Here is an 18192-nt window from a genome sequence, read left to right as displayed (position 1 = left end):
CCCTGCGCGTGCCGCGTGACGACTCGCGATCCTGAACCCAAATCGCGAGGCACCCTCATTGTGCGACGGATCTGACCCTGCTGGCCACCAGGTGGTCACAGAACGAATGCACAGGACACCGAGCGAAGGAGGCGCCGGATCTGATTCCCGACGACCGCCTCCTGCCTGCCGGTCACGACTCGAGCGTCTCGCGGGGCGTCCGGCCGAACTGCGTCGAGTACAGCGCGGCGAAGCGCCCCGGGTTCGCGAAGCCCCAGCTCAGCGCGATCCCGGCCACGGTGTGCCCGAGCGTCGGGTCGCCGAGCACGAGGTCGGCGTGGGCGCCGCGCAGGCGAGCCGCGCGCAGGGCGGCCATCGGGGTCGTGTCGAGGTGGCGGCGGAAGGCCAGCTGGAGCCCTCTCGGGGTCAGACGGGCCGCCTCCGCCATCTCGACGACGCCGATGTCGTCGTGGGCGTGCTCCTCGACGAACGCGAGCGCCCGGCGGACGGTCGACGGCAGGGCGCGGGCGTCAGACGACCTGCCCGTCCCCACGACGTTCGTGTCGAACGCCTCCACGAAGGCGGTCACCAACGAGCGGAACGCCGCCGACCGCACGAGCGGGCTCGCCATCGCGGCGTCGTTCGAGAGGACCCCGTCGAGCACGTGGCGCGTCGTGCTGCCCCAGTGCTCGCCCAGCGCCTCGGAGACGGGCTCCATCGTGAGGGTCTGCAGCCCCTCGGCCGGCGTCGCGAGCGAGAGCCCGGCCAGCTCGCGCTCGACGGCGACCCGGTCGAGCATCACCTGGCCGAGGTGCATGTCGTCCCACCGGTGCTCCTTGACGCGGTCGCTGGGGAACACGAAGCGGTCACCGGCCTGGGCCCGCAGCTCGGCCCGGCCGTCCGAGAGCCCGTACCGCCCCTCGAGCACGCGGCTGATGCAGAAGAACTCGGGCAGCGGCTCGCTGACCGCGTGCAGCTGCCCCCGGTAGTGGATCTGGCCCATGGCGAAGCGGTCGTCGCCCGAGACGACCCGGCCGAAGCTGAAGTCCGGCCCCGTGGCGGGCGTGAGGCCGCGGAGGCGGTAGATGCGACCGATGATGGAGTGCGCGACCGCCGGGTCGTCCGTCTCGACGCCGCGCACCCGAGGATCGTCGAAGTCGGGACGACGGGCGCCGACGGAGTTCCAGGCCGTCGGGGTCGCGGGACTCGCCATGCGCCCCTCCCAGGCGGTGCAGCGGAGCACGAGGTGCTCTCGTGGGCGACGAGGCCGGTGGTCGACGCACCTCGGTTCGCATCGGCCTGATCCACCGATCTTCGTGATGCTACCTCCCAGGCCGGACTCGGGCGACTCTCACCCGACCGCCTGGTATCGGACGCCTCGGCGAGCTCGCGGCGTAGCGTCGGGGCATGGACTACAGAACCCTCGGGAACAGCGGTGCCTCCGTGTCGGAGCTGACACTGGGCACCATGACGTTCGGCGCAGAAGCCGACGAGACCACCTCTCACCAGATCCTCGACGCGTTCGTCGCGGCCGGCGGCACGCTCGTCGACACCGCCGACGTGTACACGGCCGGGACCTCGGAGGAGATCATCGGGCGCTGGCTCGCCTCGCACCCCACGGAGGCGGCGCAGGTCGTGCTCGCGACGAAGGGACGGTTCCCGATGGGGGACGGCCCGAACGACGTGGGCCTCTCGCGCCGACACCTCCGGACGGCGCTCGACGCGTCGCTCAGCCGGCTCGGCGTGGAGCACGTCGACCTCTACCAGATGCACGCCTGGGACGCCTTCACCCCGATCGACGAGACGCTGCGGTTCCTCGACGACGCGATCACCGCGGGCAAGATCGGCTACTACGGCTTCTCGAACTACCTCGGCTGGCAGCTGACCAAGGCCGTCGCCCGCGCCCAGGCCCTCGGCTTCGCGCCGCCCGTCACGCTGCAGCCGCAGTACAACCTCCTCGTCCGCGACATCGAGCACGAGATCGTGCATGCCTCGCTCGACGCCGGCATCGGCCTGCTGCCCTGGTCGCCGCTGGCCGGCGGCTGGCTGAGCGGCAAGTACCGCCGCGACGAGGCCCCCACCGGCGCGACCCGCCTGGGCGAGGACCCGAAGCGCGGCATGGAGGCGTGGGAGGCGCGCAACGGGGACGAGCGGACCTGGTCCGCCATCGAGGCCGTCGCCTCCGTCGCCGACGCGCACGGCGCCTCCTCGTCGCAGGTCTCGCTCGCGTGGCTGCTGCGGCAGCCCGCCGTGACGTCGGTGATCCTGGGCGCCCGCACCGTCGCCCAGCTCGACGACAACCTCGGCGCATCCGACCTCGCGAAGGAGCTCACCGACGACGAGTTGGCCCGCCTCGACGCGGCGAGCAGCCCGCGCGTCGACGACTACCCGTACGGCACGGCGGGAGTCGCGCAGCGCGACCGCAAGCTGACCGGCGGCCGCTGAGCCTCGGCCGCTCGCCGGCGCCCGCGCCCGCGCGCGAAGCAACGTGAAAGCGACGAACCGACGTGGAAAATCACGTCGGTTCGTCGCTTTCGCGGAGGCAAGCCCCGTCAGGAGGCGCGCAGCGGCTCCCCGGGGGCGCGGGCCGAGCCGCTCCGCTCGGCACGCACCCGCAGCACCACCACGGCGACCAGCACGACGGCGGCGGCGAGCAGCGCGGTGACGCCCGCGGCGACGTCGAGCGGCTGCCCGGAGAAGCGGCCCACGGCGACCCACACCAGGCCCCACACCAGCGAGAGCATCGGCGCGACGCGACCCCGTCCGGCGACGGCCACCGCTACTCCCGAGAGCCCTGCGATCGCGAGGACGACGGTCGACCAGAGACCGCTCGGCAGGCCGAAGCCGCCGAAGCCGGACTCGACGAGGGCGGCAGCGATGTTCGCGGCCGTCGCGACCGAGACCCAGCCGAGGTAGAGCCCCATCGTCCCGTCCGTGACGACGGCGTCGACCCGGCTGCGGGTGGGGGTGTGCACGACGAGCAGGAAGATCCTGACCAGGACGGCCAGCAGCGCGACGATGACGACGACGCTCAGCCAGACCTGGCCGAGCTGCACGGCCGCGAAGAGCCAGGCCGCGTTGAGCAGCATGGAGGCGGCGACCCAGTAGCCGAGGCGGCGGTGCCGGTCGACGGCCCGCTGGCCGGGGAGCGCCTGGTAGACGGCGTAGGCGACGAGGCCCGCGTAGATGACCGACCAGATGGAGAAGGCCGTGGTCGCCGGGGCGATCGGCGTCGCGTCGGCGCTGAGCGCGCCGCCCGACGCCCCCGACACGGAGGTGCCGCCGAAGGCGCCAGAGCCGAACGCCGCGAGGACGATCGCGAGCACGGCGCCCACCACGACGACGACCTGGCGGACGACGTCGGCGGACGCAGGAGGTGCCGTGGCGGAGGCGGGACGGGTCGCTGCTGTGCTCATGCCGCCGACGCTATCCCCGGGCGATCTCTTAGCAACTGAATCATCAGCGATCTCCCAGCCCGCGCCTCCTGCGCTCAGGCGACTGCTCAGGCGGCGGGGCGCCAGCGGCGGAGGAGCTGCGCGTTCAGCGCGACGATGACCGTGGAGAGGCTCATGAGCACGGCTCCGGCGGCCGGCGACAGCACGAAGCCGATCGGTGCGAGGACCCCCGCGGCCAGAGGCACCGAGAGCACGTTGTAGCCCGCGCCCCACACGAGGTTCTGGATCATCTTGCGGTAGCCGACCCTCGACAGCGAGATCACCGAGAGCACGGCGCGCGGGTCGCTCGAGGCGAGCACGACTCCCGCGGACTCGACCGCGACGTCGGTCCCGGCGCCGATCGCGATCCCCACGTCGGCCCGCGCCAGGGCCGGCGCGTCGTTGACTCCGTCGCCCACCATGGCGACCCGCTGGCCGCGCTGCTGCAGCTCGGCGACGCGGGCGTCCTTCTCGTCCGGGCGCACCTCCGCGAAGACCTCGTCGATGCCGAGCTCGCGCGCGACGGAGTCCGCGACCTGCTGCGCGTCGCCCGTCACCATCGCGACGCGCACCCCGGCGTCGTGCAGCCGACGCACCGCCTCCGCCGATTCGGGCCGCACCTCGTCGCGCAGCGCGAACGCCGCGACGACGAGCCCGGCGCGCACCAGGTACAGCACGGCCGCGCCGTCGCCCCGCCACGGCCCGGTCGCCGCCGCGAGGTCGGCGGGCGCCTCGAGACCCTGGTCGCGGAGCAGCCCTGGGCCTCCGACGCTGACGTCGACCCCGTCGACGCGGGCCGAGACGCCGCTGCCCGTGAGCGAGCGGAACGACTCGACCCGCGCCTCCTGCGGGGCTGCGACCGACGCCTCGGCGGACGCACGCACCAGCGCCCGGGCGACCGGGTGCTCGCTGTCGCGCTCGGCGGCCGCGGCGAGGCGGAGGGCCTCGTCGCGCGTCAGCCCCCCGGCAGAGGAGGCGGTGGCCACGTCGGTCACACCGGGCTCGCCCCTCGTGAGGGTGCCGGTCTTGTCGAACAGCACGGTGCCGACGGTGCGCATGCGCTCGAGGGCGAGGCGGTCCTTGACGAGCACGCCCGCCCGGGCGGCGCGCTCGGTCGAGATGGCGATGACGAGCGGGATCGCGAGCCCGAGGGCGTGCGGGCAGGCGATGACCAGCACGGTCACCGTGCGCGTGATCGCCTGGTCGAGGTCGCCGAGGAGGAGCCACACGACGAAGGTGATGACGCCCGCACCCGAGGCGAACCAGAAGAGCAGCGCGGCGGCACGGTCGGCGAGCGCCTGGGCACGCGACGACGAGGCCTGGGCCTCGGCGACGAGCCGCCGGATCCCCGCGAGGGCCGTGTCGTCGCCGACCGCGGTGACCCGGACCCGGAGGGTGCCGTCCGTCGCGACGGTTCCCGCCACGACGCGGTCGCCCTCGCCGCGGGCGACGGTGCGGGACTCGCCCGTGACCATCGACTCGTCCATCTCGGCGGAGCCGTCGACCACCACGCCGTCGGCGGGCACCCGGGCGCCCGAGCGCACGAGCACGACGTCGCCGGCGACGAGGTCGGCGAGGGCGACCTCGGTCGTCGTGCCGGCGCCTGCGCCGGCGCCTGCGCCGGCGCCTGCGCCGGCGCAGGTGCCTGTGCCTGTGCCCGAGTCCGCGCCGGGGCCGCCGTCGACGCGGTCGGCCGTGTCGGGCAGCAGCGCGGCCAGCGCGTCGAGGGCCCCGGAGGCGGCGCCCAGGGCCCGCATCTCGATCCAGTGCCCGAGCAGCATGATGACGACGAGGAGCGCGAGCTCCCACCAGAAGTCGAGGTCGAGGCCGCCGATCCCGAGCGTCGTCGCCCAGCTCGCGAGGAACGCCACGGTGATCGCCATCGCGATCAGGAGCATCATGCCCGGCTGCTTCGCGCGTGCCTCCGCAACGCCTCCGCTGAGGAACGGCCAGCCGCCCCAGGCGAAGAGGAACGTGCCGAGCACCGGCGAGATCCACTCAGAGCCGGGGAACGACGGGACGTCGTAGCCGAGCAGGCCGGCGAACATCGAGCTGAAGGCGACCACCGGGATCGCCACGACGAGGCTCACCCAGAACTTGTCGCGGAACTGCGCGGCGTGGTCTCCGTGGCCTCCGTGCCCGTGGTGCCCCGCGTGCGCGTCGTGGCCGGCGTGCCCGGCGTGGCCGGCGTGGCCGGCGTGCGCGTCGTGCTCGGCGTGCGCGGTGTGCGCGTCGTGCTCGGCGTGCGCGGTGTGCTGGTCGTGCGGATGAGTCATGAAGATACCCTAGGGGGGTATCAGTGAGCAGTCCAGGCCAGGTGACCGCCGCCTCCTCGACGAGTCAGCCGCCGACCGGCAGGCCGACGATCAACAGCAGGACGAAGACGACCACGACGGCAGCGAGCAGCAGCACCACCGCGAGCGCGAGGTGCCCGAGCACCCAGCGGAGGAGGCGGTCGAGCGGACGGCGGTCGCGCGGGTCGCCGGTCGCCTCGCGACGCCAGTCGCCGTCGAGCCCGCCGCGCCGGTCGATCCAGCGCTCGACGGGCAGCGAGGCGAACGGCACGACCGCGCTGGCCAGGGCCAGTGCCGTCACGCCGATCGACCAGCGCTGGTTGACGGCGACGACGACCCCCGCGACGAGGTAGGCGAGGAACACGAACCCGTGGATCGGCCCCGCGACGCTGACGGGCCAGTCGCCCACCTTCGCGACGTACTTCAGCAGCATCCCGCCGATCAGCAGGGCCCAGGTCACGACCTCGGCGACGGCGAACGAGCGGAAGAGGGCGCGGGGCGACATGGCGGCTCCTGGTGAGGGGGTCGGTGGGCCTCCATGGTCGCAGCACCGCCCTGGACGCCGCCTCCCGCGGTGCAGCACCTGCGCCGCGGCCCGAGGGGCGAAGGAGGCGCGGCGTACCGTGGACGGATCGACGACGACCACGAGGGGGACTCCATGAGCGACCACGACGCAGGGCACGATCGACGCGACGACGCGGACCACGCCGCCCACACCGCCCACACCGCCCACACCGCCCACACGGACCACGCCGCCGAGGTGCGCGGACGAGGCAGGGCGCGCCTGCAGTGGCCGACCTTCCGCGGGTCGCCGTTCCTCTGGGGCGTGCTCGCGTTCCCGCTGTCGCTGCACCTGGTGACGGCCTCGCTCTCGCTCAGCCGCGGCGAGGGCCTCACGCCGTTCGGCATCGCCTTCGTGGTGCTGGTCGCCGTGGTGTTCGTCGTCTGCCTGATCGGCGTCGTGCAGACGCTCCGGCACCCGCGACCCTCGCGGCCGTCGTGGCTCGACGAGGGCGACCCGCGCGCCTGACCCGGCCCGCGCCTCCTTCGGGGCGACGTCGCCCGCGCAGGAACGAGTGGTCAGCAACGGTCGTCGGTCTCGCTCGGGAGGACCGGAACTGACCACTCGGTGCGTCGACCAGTCAGGCCGCCCTGCGCCGAGTGGTCAGCAACTGTCCCCGATCGAGCCGGGAGCGACCAGTTCTGACCACTCGGGGCGGGCGCGCACGCGCGGGCGCGGGGCAGGTCAGACGCCGCCGAAGCGCTCCGTGCGGACGCGGGTCGGGTCGTGGCCGGCGTCGACCAGCCAGCCGGCGACGGTCTCGACGAACGAGTTCGTGCCGCAGACGTAGACGAGCGGGTGCTCGGACGCGGGCAGCACGAGGTCGAGCAGCTCGTCGCGGGTGAGCCTGCCGGAGGCGCGGGTCGCCCCCGAGGGAGCCTCCCGCGTGAAGACCCAGTCGACCTGCACCCCGCCCGCCGACTCCTCGGCGAGCGCCGTCAGCTCGGCCTCGAACCAGCGGTCGGCCGGCGTGCGCACCGAGCAGAGCAGCCGCATCGGCGGCGACGCAGCGGCGGTCCCGGCCGCACCGCTGGCCGCCGCGTCTCCCGCAGCAGCGTCAGCGACGCCTGCGACGTCAGCAGCACCAGCCCCCGCAGCCCGAGCACGCACCATCGCGACGAGCGGGGCGATGCCCGACCCGCCCCCGATCAGCTGCACCGGCGACCGACCCGGCGCCGGGGCCCCGTCCGGCTCGGGCAGCACGGCGTGCACGGCCGAGTCGGGGTCGAACTCGGTCGGCGGCCAGACGAACCAGCCGCCGATCGGGCCGCGCACCTCGACCGGGTCGCCGACCTCGGCGAACGAGACGAGGTAGGGCGAGACCTCGCCGTCGGGGAGCTCCTCGACGGTGAGCTCGACCTGCGGTGCCCGGCCCGCGCCTCCTGGGCTCGCCCGCACGTCCGACCGCGAGACGTCCGACAGCGTGACGTCCGACAACGAGTACGAGCGGACGGCCTGGTAGCCGTCGTCCGCGGTGAGCCGGACGTCGACGTGCTGCCCGGCCCTGGCCGGTCGCAGCCCCGGCACCTCGAGCACGATCGAGCGCCCGGTCGGGGTCTGCCCTGTCGCGGCGACGATCGTCGCCGGCAACCACCTGAACGGGTCACCGGGCGGCGACGCAGGCGAGGAAGCGGCCTCGCCGCCGCCCGGGGAGCTCACGCGTAGCGCTGTTCGCGCCAGGGATCGCCGAGCGCGTGGTAGCCCATGCTCTCCCAGAAGCCGCGGCGGTCGGAGGCCATCGTCTGGATGCCCTGCACCCACTTCGCGCTCTTCCAGAAGTAGAGGCCGGGCACGAATAGCCGGGCCGGGCCGCCGTGCTCGGCGCCGAGCGGCTCGCCCTCGTAGGTGTCGACCACCCAGGCCTTGCCGCCGAGCAGCTCGCTCAGCGGCAAGTTCGTCGTGTAGCCGCCGTAGCTCGTCGTCATCGCGTACTCGTGCGTCGTGTCGAGCCCGTCGAAGAGGGTGTCGAGCGAGACGCCCGACCAGTGCGTGCCGAGCTTCGACCAGCTGGTGACGCAGTGGATGTCTGTCTCGATCTGCTCGTGCGGCAGCGCCTGGAAGTCGGCCCAGCTGAGCGAGCGGCTGCCCTGCTCGGTGCCGAGCTGCAGCTCCCAGCGCTTGATGTTCGGGGTCGGGCCGGCCGACAGCACCGGGAACCCCTTCTCGAGGTGCTGCCCCGGGGGGAGGCGCGGGTCGAGCTCGCGACGTCGGCCGAAGCCCGTGAAACCTGCCATGGTGCGCCTCCTCGTGGTCGACGCCAGGCTAACCGGCCCGACCGACACGCGGGCCGGCGACCGCGTGCCTGCGGCTCGCTCCTGCGGCGGCGCAGCTGCTACGGCAGCTCGAGGGAGACGAGCTCGGCGGCGCCGTCGCCCGTGCCCTCGGCGTCGCCGTCGTCCGTGCCGGCGCCGTCGTCCGCCGGTGCCGACGGGCTCGACGACCCCGTCGGCACCTCCCCCGCGTCGGGCGCGTCGCCCGGCCCGGCCTGCGCGCACGCGCCCAGGATGAAGCTCGCCGCGACCGCCACGAGGGCGAGGCGGGCGACGGCGGCAGGTCGTCGGGAGTGGGTCGTCTCGGCCATGCACCCATGGTGCCAGGGCCGTCCACAGCCGGGCGCCTCCTCCGAGAGGCTGCGTCCCCGCTGGGAGTTGCTCGACACGAGCCCCCACGAGAGTCGTACGGTGGACGGAGGACAACTGTGAAAGGACTCCCCCATGGCTGAGTACACCCTCCCCGATCTCCCCTACGACTACAGCGCCCTCGCGCCGCACATCAGCGCGACGATCATGGAGCTGCACCACTCCAAGCACCACAACACCTACGTCACCGGCGCGAACACGGCCAACGCCGCCCTCGCCGAGGCCCGCGAGACCGGCAACCTGGCGAACGTGAACAAGCTCGAGAAAGACCTGGCGTTCAACCTCGGCGGCCACGTCAACCACTCGATCTTCTGGACGAACCTGACCCCCGAGACCGGCGAGCCCACCGGCGACCTGCTCGAGGCCATCGGACGCGACTTCGGCGACCTCGAGAAGTTCAAGGCGCACTTCACCGCCACCGCGCTCGGCGTGCAGGGCTCCGGCTGGTCGGTGCTCGCCTACGACGTGATCGGTCAGCGCCTCAGCGTCTTCCAGCTCTTCGACCAGCAGGGCAACGTGCCGTTCGGCCTCGTCCCGCTGCTGATGCTCGACGTCTGGGAGCACGCGTACTACCTCGACTACCAGAACGTCCGCGCCGACTACGTCAAGGCCTTCTGGAACATCGTGAACTGGGACAACGTCGGCCAGCGCTACGCCGCGGCGACGTCCAAGACGCAGGGCCTGCTGACCTTCTAGCAGCGGCTGATCCTCGCAGGAGGCGCGGTGCGGGATCTCCTGCACCGCGCCTCCTTCGTGTGATTCAGGAAGTCGCCGCCTCGTGTTCCTGATCCGTGCACGGCTCAGGACGATGTGTCCCCTCCTCGCGAGGATCAGGACAGATCTTCCTGAATGAGGAGGCGCGGCGACGGGTGCGACCTCGGGATGAAAACCCGGGGCAGGAGGCGCGCGGCACGCGGCCCTGCACCTAACCTGACGCACATGGCTGACGCGAGGCGGTGGGGGCGGCACGCCGTGGCGCCGGCGACCGCCCTCGTCTACTTCGTCTTCTGGGTCGCGAGCTCGTGGGGCCGCGGCGGCGTCGCCGACAACACCGTGGTGTTCGGCCTCTTCGCCGTCGCCATCGCCCTCGCCTGGTGGATCCCGACCACGTCGCTCGCGCTCGTCGTGATCGTCCCGCTGCTGCAGCTGCTCGGTCTCGCCGAGGCGCCGTCGCAGGACACCTGGACGGCCTACGTCGCCATCGCCCTGGTGATGGCCTTCGTGGCGGTGAAGCCGTCGCCCTGGCTCCGGCTCGCCGCGCTGCTCGTCGCCGCGGTCGCCGCCGGCCTCGCCGCGTGGCTGCTCGCCGTGCCCACGCTGACCCGGCCGCAGAGCTGGAGCACCTGGGTCGGCGCGGGCACGACCGGCCTCCGCATCGAGTTCTCGCTGCTCACGGCAGCCCTGTTCGGTGTGTTCGCCGGCGCCTGGGCGATCGGGGTCGCGTTCGCGAGCATCCGACGGGTGCTCGTGATCCGCCAGGCCCTGGAGGCGACCGAGACGCGCTTCGAGGCGACCGACCTCGAGCTGCGGCTCGCCCAGGACAGGGCGCGCATCTCCCGCGACGTGCACGACGCCTTGGCGCACTCCCTCGCGGTCGTGGTGTCGCAGGCCCAGGGCGGGCTCGCCCTGCAGGCGACCCGGCCCGAGGTCGCCGAGGAGTCGCTGCGCACGATCGCCGAGGTCGGCCGCACGGCCCTGCTCGACGTCCGGCGCCTCGTCGAGCGCATCACGCAGGACGACGACGTCACCGCCCCCCGCGAGACGCTGGCCGACGTCGACGCCCTGGTCGTCGCGATGCGCGAGGTCGGGATGGAGGTGGACGTCACGATCGAGGGAGCCCCCGGCCCCCAGGGTCCGGCCGGCGCCCTCGCCCCCTCCCAGGAGCTCGCGGTCTACCGGATCGTGCAGGAGAGCCTGACGAACGCGCTCAAGCACGCGGGCGCCTCGAGCCGCGTCGCCGTGCAGCTCGACTGGCGCGGCCGCGGGCTCACGCTGCAGGTCACCTCGCGGGGCCGCGGGGCCCCGCTCGTCGCGGCGCGCACCGGCGCCGACCGGGGCGCCGGCGTCCGCGGCATGACCGAACGCGCCCGCCTCGCGGGCGGCTGGCTCACCGCGCAGCCGTCGGCCGACGGCACCGCCTTCGAGGTGACCGCGTTCGTGCCGACGACCGGCGCCTCCTCGGTCGTCGCGGGCGCCGCCTCCTCCGCACCCGCACCTGCATCCGCACCGCCCACCGAGAGAAGCTCCTCATGACCGACTCCCCCGCCGTCGACTCGCCTGCCGGCTCGCCCGCGGCCCCCGCCGTCATCACCGTCGCCGTGGTCGACGACCAGCCGCTGTTCGCCTCCGGCCTGCGCATGCTGATCGAGGCGCAGCCCGATCTGCGCTGCGTCGGCACCGCCGTCGACGGGCGCGAGGCACTGGCGCTGGTCGAGCGCGAGCACCCCGACGTCGTGCTGATGGACCTGCGGATGCCCGTGATGAACGGCCTGGAGGCGACCGCACGCATCCTCGAGGGCGTCTCGCCCGACGACCTGCCCCGGGTGGTCGCGCTGACGACGATCCAGCGGGACGAGGCGGTGTTCGGGGCGCTGAAGGCCGGTGCGTACGCGTTCCTCACCAAGGACGCGACGCCCGACGAGGTGCTCACGACGATCCGTGCGGCGTGGGCGGGCGACCCCGTGCCGACCGCCGCCGCCGCGCTCGACGTCGTGCACGAGTTCGCCGTGCCGACGACCCCTGCCCCTCGCGTCGATCCGCTCGAGCCTCTGTCGCCGCGGGAACGCGAGATGTTCACCTTCGTCGCCAGGGGGCTCAGCAACATCGAGATCGCGGGCGAGGCGTACCTGAGCGAGGCGACGGTCAAGAGCCACGTCCGCGCCGTGCTGCAGAAGCTCGGCATGCGCAACCGCGTCCAGATCGTGGTCTTCGCCTACGAGAACGGCCTCGTGCCGGCCTCCGACACGGCGGCGAGGCCGCGCCGGTGAGGGCAGGGTGCCGAGGAGGCGGGTGCCGACGGGCAGGGCGCCGAGGAGGCGGTCGATGAGGGCCGGGGGCCGGGAGCGCGTCGCGAAGCGCGTCACCGTCGTCGCCGTGGCCGCGCTGGTCGCCGGCGTCGTGGCCGTCGGCATCCCCGCCAACGCCGCCTGGACCCTGCCCGACCTGCCCGAGAAGGACCAGGCGTCGTGGACGATGCCCCTCGACCAGTACGTCGGGGTCGGCGTCGTCCGCCTCAACTACGCGACCGAGCTGCTCATCCAGGACTGCATGGTCGACGCCGGCCACGACGACGCGGTCGTGCCCTGGCGCGACGTCGACGCGGCCACCAACGCCACCGAGCGCCAGCCGCTCCGCGCCTTCGACCTCGCCGCCGCCCGGGAGCGCGGGTACCACGTGCCCCCCACCGTCGACGCCGGGGCCGATGCCTGGCGGGCCTTCGAGTACCGCGAGACCTCGCCCGACGAGGCGGCCGACCGCACCTCCTGCCTCGACCTCGCGTACCGGCAGCACCCCGAGCTGCTGACGGGCACCTCCGCGTCGTCGAGCACGGGGTCGGTGGGCGACATCGCCATCCGGCTCAGCAACGCGGCGTTCCTCGAGGCCAGGCAGGACGCCTCCGTGCGACGGGCGGCCGACGCGTGGCACGCCTGCATGCTCGACCAGGGCGTCGGCGCCGGGCCCTGGGCCGACGACCTGCCGGACGACCCGGCGGACATGCCGACGACGAGGATGGCGGAGACCTTCACCTCGTACGACCCGGCGACCGCCGTCGGCGACGAGGAGCGCGACCTCGCCGAGACCGACGCCGCCTGCCGCGCCGCCTCCGGCTACCTCGACGCGCTCTACGAGGCCGAGTGGCAGCAGCAGCTCACCGTGCCCCACGACTACGGCGAGCGCCTGGCCCAGATCGACACCGGCCCCCTGGTCGCTGCCCAGCAGCTCGTCGACCGCACGATCGAGCGGCTCGGGCCCCAGCGACCCGAGGGGCTGTAGGACGCGAGGATCACTCGCCCCTCCGACGGGGGGTTACGAAACAGGTCGCATGGTATGCATGATGGGGTACAGAGGAACAGTGATGGGGCGGGGGCTCCCGCCGGTCGGCTGACGCGCGTCGTCAGTCGATCGGGGGACGGTCCGTCGGCCTGATCAGCGCGGCGAGCTCGCCCGCCAGGCCGGCGGACCGCGGGGACAGGAACGACGGCAGCACGAAGCGCATCATGTCCTGCAGGCGCTCGAAGACGTCGGCGTGGCCCGTGCTGAGGGCCGAGAACGTCTGGACGCCGCTGAACGCGCCGACGACGAACCGGGCGGCGCGGTCGACGTCGAGGTCGGCGCGGAACGTGCCCTCGTCCACCGCGCGGCCCACGTGCCCCGCCGTCTCGTCCACCCAGGCGAGCGCCGAGGGCGCCCTGCTCGGCACCTCGCCGATCGACTCGGTCGACAGCCGCAGGCCGGCCGCGACCATCGGCTCGGTCGAGAGCTGCGTCGCGAATGAGGCGCACGCCAGCATCAGCGCACCGGCCGCGGACGGCGCACCGGCGATCGCGAGCTCGGTCCACGCCCGAGACAGTCGCTGCTGCTCGGCGACGACCGCGCCGGCCAGGTCCGCCTTCGACCGGAAGTGGAAGTAGAGGGCGCCCTTGGTCACCCCGGCCGCGTCCGTCACCTGGTCGAGCGACGTCTCGGCGTAGCCGCGGGCCAGGAACACCGAGGAGGCGCCCTGCAAGATGGTCGCCCGCGTCTCGCGGGCCCTGCGCTGCTGCGCCACGGTCGCCTCCTGCCCTGTGCTCGTCGTGTGCGTGCTGCTCGTCGCGTGCGTGCTGCAGGTCGCGCACCCGTGGTCGGCGGGCGTCGGCAGCCGTGACGAGGCTGACCCCAGGGTAGGGCCCCGGGGCGGTACCGTCTGGGCATGACGACCGTGCTCCGCCTCATGCCCGACGACCGGCTCGGCCCCTGGATCGCCCGCTCGCAGGCCGAGTACGAACGGTCGCGGCTCGCGTCGGGCGAGCCGGCCGAGATCGCGGCGGAGGCGGCGCGTGCCTCGTTCGAGCAGAGCTTCCCCGGCGGCCGCCCCGCGCCGGGGCACCTGGTGCACGACGTGGTGGTGACGGCGTCCGGCACCGACGGCGCCGGAGCCGGAGACGGCGCTGGCGAGGACGGCGGCACCGTCGTCGGCGTCCTGTGGATCGGGCCGTTCGCCGAGGGCAGCGACGCCTGGTGGGTGTGGGACGTCGAGATCGACGAGCAGCACCGCGGTGCCGGCCACGGCCGTGCGGCGATGCAGCTCGCCGAGGAGGAGGCGGCCCGCCACGGCGCCGCGACCCTCGGCCTCAACGTGTTCGGCTACAACACGGCCGCACGGGCGCTCTACGAGTCGCTCGGCTACGAGACGACGGCGGTGCAGATGCGCAAGCCGGTCGGCGGCGCCGCCGGCAGCAGCGCTCGAGCGGCGCACCTGTCGGTGAACCCGTCACAGCACCGCCTTCCGTTCACCGCAGCCGATCCGGATGCCGGGTCGACTGGTGACGGTCGCCTGGCCGACGAGTGCCCTCCGCGTGTCCCGTGACGGCATGACCCGGTGACGCGTCACGTTCCGAGCATCGCGTCTCGTCACAGCGCGACGTGACGCTCGGAACGTGATGCCACGCCCCGGGGCGACGGGACGGCGGGACGGCTCAGGCCCGCGGCTCGGACGAGGAGGCGGTGGCTGCGGCCGCCGCGGATGCGGAGACGTCCCGCAGGGGGACCGAGACCGGCGTCGCGGTCGCGGCCAGCACCTCCTCGGGCGCACCGGGGCCTCCGGCGGCAGCAGCACGTCGTCCGCCGCGCGGCGAACGGCTCGCGAACAGCACCCCGGCGACGACGACGACCCCGGCGCACACCTCGACGAGGTCGGGCACCTCGGCGAACGCGACCCACGACGCGGCCACCCCCACGACGGGCACGAGCATCGAGAACGGGGCGACCGTGCTCGACGGGTAGGCCGCGAGCAGCCGGGTCCAGAGCCCGTAGCCGAGCACCGTCGCGACGAGCACGACGTAGAGCAGGCCGATCACCGACGGCAGCGCGGCGAGCGTGAACGCACCCGCGAGGCTCTCGCCGATGCGCTGGGGACCCTCGACGACGAGCGAGAGGGCGAGCATCGGCACGGGCGGCACGACGGACATCCACAGGGTCAGACGCAGCGGGTCAGGGGCGGCGGCGCGCCGCACGGCGACGTTGCCGAGGCCCCAGCCGACGGCCGCGCAGAGCGTGAGGACGACGGGCAGCAGGGCCGCGACCTGCGACCGGTGCGCCGCGATCACGGCGAGCGCCAGCACGGCGACGCCGATGCCGATCGCCTGGCGCCGCGTGATCCGCTCGCGCAGCCAGATCGCCGCGATGACGACGGTGGCGGGCGCCGACGCCTGCAGCACGAGCGACGCGAGCCCCGACGGCATGCCGGCGGCCATGCCGAGGTACAGGAACCCGAACTGCAGGATCCCCAGGCCGACGCCCACCATCAGCAACCGCGACCACGGGATCGCCGGCCGCGGCACGAACAGCAGGGTCGGCACCGCGAGCAGCGCGAACCGGAGCGCGACCAGGAAGATCGGCGGGAAGTGGTCGAGCGCCAGCGCCGTCATCGGGAAGTTGACGCCCCAGCAGACCACGACGACGAGGGCGAGGAGGCGGTCGCGGGGGCTCATGGGACCACCTTGCCGGAGGCGCGGATGCAGGACCAGCGCAGGTCTCGTCATCGACGATGTAGCGTCCCTTCATGGAGATCCAGCACCTCGACCTGCTGCGCGAGCTCGCGGACCGCGGCAGCGTGACCGCCGTCGCCGCGGCCGTGCACCGCTCGCCGAGCGCGGTGTCGCAGCAGCTGCGGACGCTGCAGCGCCAGCTCGGGGTCGAGCTCGTGCGGCGGGCGGGACGCGGGGTGCAGCTGACGGACGCGGGGCAGGCGCTGGCCCGCGCCTCCGTGGCGGTGTCGACGGCGGTCGCCGAGGCGGAGGCGGCGCTCGAGGCGCACCGCGGCGGCCTGGTCGGCGTGGTGCGTCTGGCGCTGTTCCCGTCGGCGTCCGAGCTGCTGCTGCCCGGCCTGCTCCGGAGGATGCGCGAGCACGAGGGGATCGAGCTCGAGATCAGCGACCGCGACGTCTCGGAGGACGAGTTCGCGCAGCTCACGGCCGACGTCGACGTGGTGATCGGGCACCGGTCCGACGGCGTCGTGCCGGCCGAGCACCCGGGGCTCACCGTCGTGCCCCTGCTGCGCGAGCCGCTCGAGGTCGCGCTGCCGCTCGACCACCGGCTGGCCGGACGCGAGCGCGTCACCGTGGCCGACGTGATCGGCGAGCCGTGGGTCTCCGTGCCCGAGGGCTACCCGATCGACCGCGTGCTCGTCTCGATGGCGCTGCAGTCGGGGGTCGTGCCCCAGGTGGTGCACCGCACGCTGCACTTGCCCGTCATCGAGGCGATGGTCGCCGCGGGGCTCGGGGTCGCGCTCGTGCCCCGGCACACGTCGGCCGGGCGGGCGCCCGGGCGGTTCCGCCTGGCGACGCTCGACAGCGTGCGGGCCGGACGGCACGTCGAGGCGCTGATGCGGCCGGAGCGGGCTGCTCGGCCCGTCGTGCAGACCGTCGTCGCGGAGATCGCGGCCGAGGCGCGGGCGACGGAGGCCGCCTCCGAGGAGGCGCGTCGCGCCTCCTGAGGCCCGGTCACGTCGCCCTGGACCCAGCTCGCGTCCATCTGTGACCGGCTCGCGCTGCCCGGGAAGAGGGATGGCCCCCGGCTCACGGGAAACGAGTCGGGAGCCGGGCCGCCGGACGGGGGCCGGCGCGGCGGGCCCGAGGGCCCGTCGGTGATGACGGTACGCCGTCGGTCGCCCGCGCGGAAGGGGCCTAGCGGACGCCCTTCGTGGCGAGGAAGGCGACCGGGTCGGTCGCGATGCCGCCACGGCGGATCTCGAGGTGCAGGTGGCAGCCCGTCGAGCCGCCGGCCGTGCCGACGCCCGCGATGTTCTGCCCGGCCGAGACGGACTGCCCGTTGGCGACGTAGATGCCGGAGCGCTCCATGTGGCCGTACGCGCTGCTGATGCCGTTGCCGTGGTCGACGATGATCAGGTTGCCGTAGCCGCCGGCCGCGCCCGCGTAGGTCACGGTGCCTGCTGCGACCGAGTAGATCGGGGTGCCGCAGCTCGCGCCGAAGTCGGCGCCGGCGTGCAGCTTGTAGGCGCCCGTGATCGGGTGCACCCGGTAGCCGTACGCCTGGTACGACGAGTACGAGCGGATGCCCGCGACCCAGCCGGTGCCCGGGTCGGGCACCGACGTGCCGGGCGAGCCGGGGCCGGCCGGGCGTGACCCGCCGCCGCCGCGGGCAGGTGCGGGAGCGGCTGCCGCCGCGGCTGCACGGGCGGCCGCCGCTGCGGCGGCGGCGTCCGCGGCGGCCTGGGCCTGCGCGGAGGCGTAGGCCTGCTCGAGGCTGAGCCGGTCGTCCTGCAGGGCCGCGGCCTGTGCGGCCAGGGTCGCTTTCTCCTCGTCGACGGCGGCGACGTCGCGCTGGGCCGCGTCGCTCGCGGCCACGGCGTCGTCGAGGGCGTCGGAGGCCTCGTCGGCGAGCGCGTCACGCTCGGCCAGGGCGACCTCGGCCTGGTCGGCCAGCGAGGTCGCGAGGTTCTCGGCCGAGACGGCCCGGTCGCGGAGCGTGCTGAGGTTCTGGCCGATCTTGGTCGACATGCTCAGGTCGCGCAGCACGTCCTCGGCACCGGCCCCTGAGGACAGGAGGTCGCCGGTGAGCCCGCCGCTGCCCGGGCGGGCGAGCAGTGCCGCGGCCTGGCCGACCACGACCTGCGCCGCGTCGGCGTCGGCCCGAGCAGCCTCGGCCTTCTGCTTCACCGTCTCGTACTCGCCGGTGGCCTCGTCGACGGCGAGCTGCGCCTCCGTCAGGGCCGCACCGGCCTCGTCGGCGGCAGCCTGGGCGTCCGCCGCGCGGGTCGACGCCGCCTCGAGCGCGACCTGGATGTCGGCGAGCGCCGCCTCCTTCGCCTGCTCGGAGCCGCGCGCGTCGAGCACCTGCTGCCAGCTCGGACCGGCCGCCTGGGCAGGGGCGGGAGCCGCCAGCACGGGGACGGCCGCGAGGCCCACGACGAGCAGAGCCGCGACGACGGCACGTGGAGCTGCACGGGACACGGCGCGGACGGCGACGGGGCGGGGCGTCGACGGGACGGCGGGCAGCGGAGCGGACGAGGGGGCAGGGCGGCGGAACATGGTTCTCGGTTCGTCGTGTGGCGGCGGCAGGACCGG

Annotated in this window: 18 protein-coding genes; 8 read left to right on the top strand and 10 right to left on the bottom strand. The window is 74.2% G+C overall.

Annotated features, from left to right (window positions below):
• Positions 1–172: 172 nt before the first annotated feature.
• Positions 173–1192, bottom strand: coding sequence for a helix-turn-helix transcriptional regulator (locus ES689_RS13205; RefSeq protein ID WP_146905521.1), 1020 nt, complete (start codon positions 1190–1192; stop codon positions 173–175).
• A gap of 194 nt (positions 1193–1386) precedes the next feature.
• Between ES689_RS13205 and ES689_RS13200 the strand changes: the two genes are divergently transcribed.
• Positions 1387–2424: an aldo/keto reductase gene (locus ES689_RS13200; protein WP_146905518.1), complete on the top strand. Its 1038-nt coding sequence runs from the start codon at positions 1387–1389 to the stop codon at positions 2422–2424.
• A gap of 107 nt (positions 2425–2531) precedes the next feature.
• Here ES689_RS13200 and ES689_RS13195 read toward each other — a convergent pair whose 3' ends face one another.
• From ES689_RS13195 to ES689_RS13185, 3 genes are all read right to left on the bottom strand, one after another.
• Complete coding sequence (locus ES689_RS13195; RefSeq protein ID WP_146905516.1) at positions 2532–3395, bottom strand: tryptophan-rich sensory protein; 864 nt, start codon at positions 3393–3395, stop codon at positions 2532–2534.
• Positions 3396–3481: 86 nt separating this feature from the next.
• Positions 3482–5689, bottom strand: coding sequence for a heavy metal translocating P-type ATPase (locus tag ES689_RS13190; RefSeq protein ID WP_146905513.1), 2208 nt, complete (start codon positions 5687–5689; stop codon positions 3482–3484).
• Positions 5690–5753: 64 nt separating this feature from the next.
• Positions 5754–6212, bottom strand: coding sequence for a DUF3817 domain-containing protein (locus ES689_RS13185; protein ID WP_146905510.1), 459 nt, complete (start codon positions 6210–6212; stop codon positions 5754–5756).
• A gap of 153 nt (positions 6213–6365) precedes the next feature.
• On the opposite strand from ES689_RS13185, the gene ES689_RS13180 reads away from it, so the two are divergent.
• Positions 6366–6737: a hypothetical protein gene (locus ES689_RS13180; RefSeq protein ID WP_146905507.1), complete on the top strand. Its 372-nt coding sequence runs from the start codon at positions 6366–6368 to the stop codon at positions 6735–6737.
• Between the two features lie 216 nt (positions 6738–6953).
• On the opposite strand, the gene ES689_RS13175 is transcribed toward ES689_RS13180, so the two are convergent.
• The 3 genes from ES689_RS13175 to ES689_RS13165 all read right to left on the bottom strand — a co-directional run bounded on the left by ES689_RS13175 (position 6954) and on the right by ES689_RS13165 (position 8850).
• The gene (locus tag ES689_RS13175) at positions 6954–7928 is read right to left on the bottom strand and encodes an FAD-binding oxidoreductase (protein ID WP_146905504.1); all 975 of its coding nucleotides are present in this window, start codon (positions 7926–7928) and stop codon (positions 6954–6956) included.
• Positions 7925–8503 (bottom strand): molybdopterin-dependent oxidoreductase, encoded by a 579-nt coding sequence (locus ES689_RS13170; RefSeq protein ID WP_146905501.1) that lies wholly within the window; start codon positions 8501–8503, stop codon positions 7925–7927. The genes ES689_RS13175 and ES689_RS13170 overlap by 4 nt, the downstream gene beginning before the upstream one ends.
• A 98-nt stretch (positions 8504–8601) precedes the next feature.
• Positions 8602–8850 (bottom strand): hypothetical protein, encoded by a 249-nt coding sequence (locus ES689_RS13165; RefSeq protein ID WP_146905498.1) that lies wholly within the window; start codon positions 8848–8850, stop codon positions 8602–8604.
• A 133-nt stretch (positions 8851–8983) separates the two neighbouring features.
• Here ES689_RS13165 and ES689_RS13160 point away from each other — a divergent pair, with 133 nt between their 5' ends.
• The 4 genes from ES689_RS13160 (at position 8984) to ES689_RS13145 (ending at position 12901) form a co-directional block, all read left to right on the top strand.
• Positions 8984–9604, top strand: a complete 621-nt coding sequence (locus tag ES689_RS13160; RefSeq protein ID WP_146905495.1) for a superoxide dismutase — start codon at positions 8984–8986, stop codon at positions 9602–9604.
• Between the two features lie 243 nt (positions 9605–9847).
• Positions 9848–11161: a sensor histidine kinase gene (locus ES689_RS13155; protein ID WP_191330460.1), complete on the top strand. Its 1314-nt coding sequence runs from the start codon at positions 9848–9850 to the stop codon at positions 11159–11161.
• Positions 11158–11895, top strand: coding sequence for a response regulator transcription factor (locus ES689_RS13150; protein ID WP_146905489.1), 738 nt, complete (start codon positions 11158–11160; stop codon positions 11893–11895). Before ES689_RS13155 ends, ES689_RS13150 begins: the two co-directional genes overlap by 4 nt.
• Positions 11896–11950: 55 nt before the next feature.
• Positions 11951–12901 carry a hypothetical protein gene (locus ES689_RS13145; protein ID WP_146905486.1) on the top strand — a complete coding sequence of 317 codons (951 nt, stop codon included), beginning with the start codon at positions 11951–11953 and terminating at the stop codon, positions 12899–12901.
• Positions 12902–13022: 121 nt separating this feature from the next.
• Here the strand turns inward: ES689_RS13145 and ES689_RS13140 are convergent, their stop codons facing one another.
• On the bottom strand, positions 13023–13676 hold the full coding sequence (locus ES689_RS13140) for a ScbR family autoregulator-binding transcription factor (protein ID WP_191330459.1): 654 nt from the start codon (positions 13674–13676) through the stop codon (positions 13023–13025).
• 141 nt (positions 13677–13817) lie between these two features.
• Between ES689_RS13140 and ES689_RS13135 the strand changes: the two genes are divergently transcribed.
• Positions 13818–14474, top strand: coding sequence for an N-acetyltransferase (locus ES689_RS13135; RefSeq protein ID WP_146905479.1), 657 nt, complete (start codon positions 13818–13820; stop codon positions 14472–14474).
• 109 nt (positions 14475–14583) lie between these two features.
• Here the strand turns inward: ES689_RS13135 and ES689_RS13130 are convergent, their stop codons facing one another.
• Positions 14584–15597 (bottom strand): EamA family transporter, encoded by a 1014-nt coding sequence (locus ES689_RS13130; protein WP_146905476.1) that lies wholly within the window; start codon positions 15595–15597, stop codon positions 14584–14586.
• A 71-nt stretch (positions 15598–15668) separates the two neighbouring features.
• Between ES689_RS13130 and ES689_RS13125 the strand changes: the two genes are divergently transcribed.
• Positions 15669–16601 (top strand): LysR family transcriptional regulator, encoded by a 933-nt coding sequence (locus tag ES689_RS13125; protein ID WP_146905473.1) that lies wholly within the window; start codon positions 15669–15671, stop codon positions 16599–16601.
• 190 nt (positions 16602–16791) lie between these two features.
• Here the strand turns inward: ES689_RS13125 and ES689_RS13120 are convergent, their stop codons facing one another.
• The gene (locus ES689_RS13120) at positions 16792–18156 is read right to left on the bottom strand and encodes a M23 family metallopeptidase (RefSeq protein ID WP_146905470.1); all 1365 of its coding nucleotides are present in this window, start codon (positions 18154–18156) and stop codon (positions 16792–16794) included.
• Positions 18157–18192 lie beyond the last annotated feature (36 nt).

It is taken from the genome of Frigoribacterium sp. ACAM 257 (assembly GCF_007954365.1).
Taxonomy (GTDB): Bacteria; Actinomycetota; Actinomycetes; order Actinomycetales; family Microbacteriaceae; genus Frigoribacterium.
Note: the sequence above shows the minus strand (reverse complement) of the source record. Positions and strands in the feature narration are given on the sequence as shown.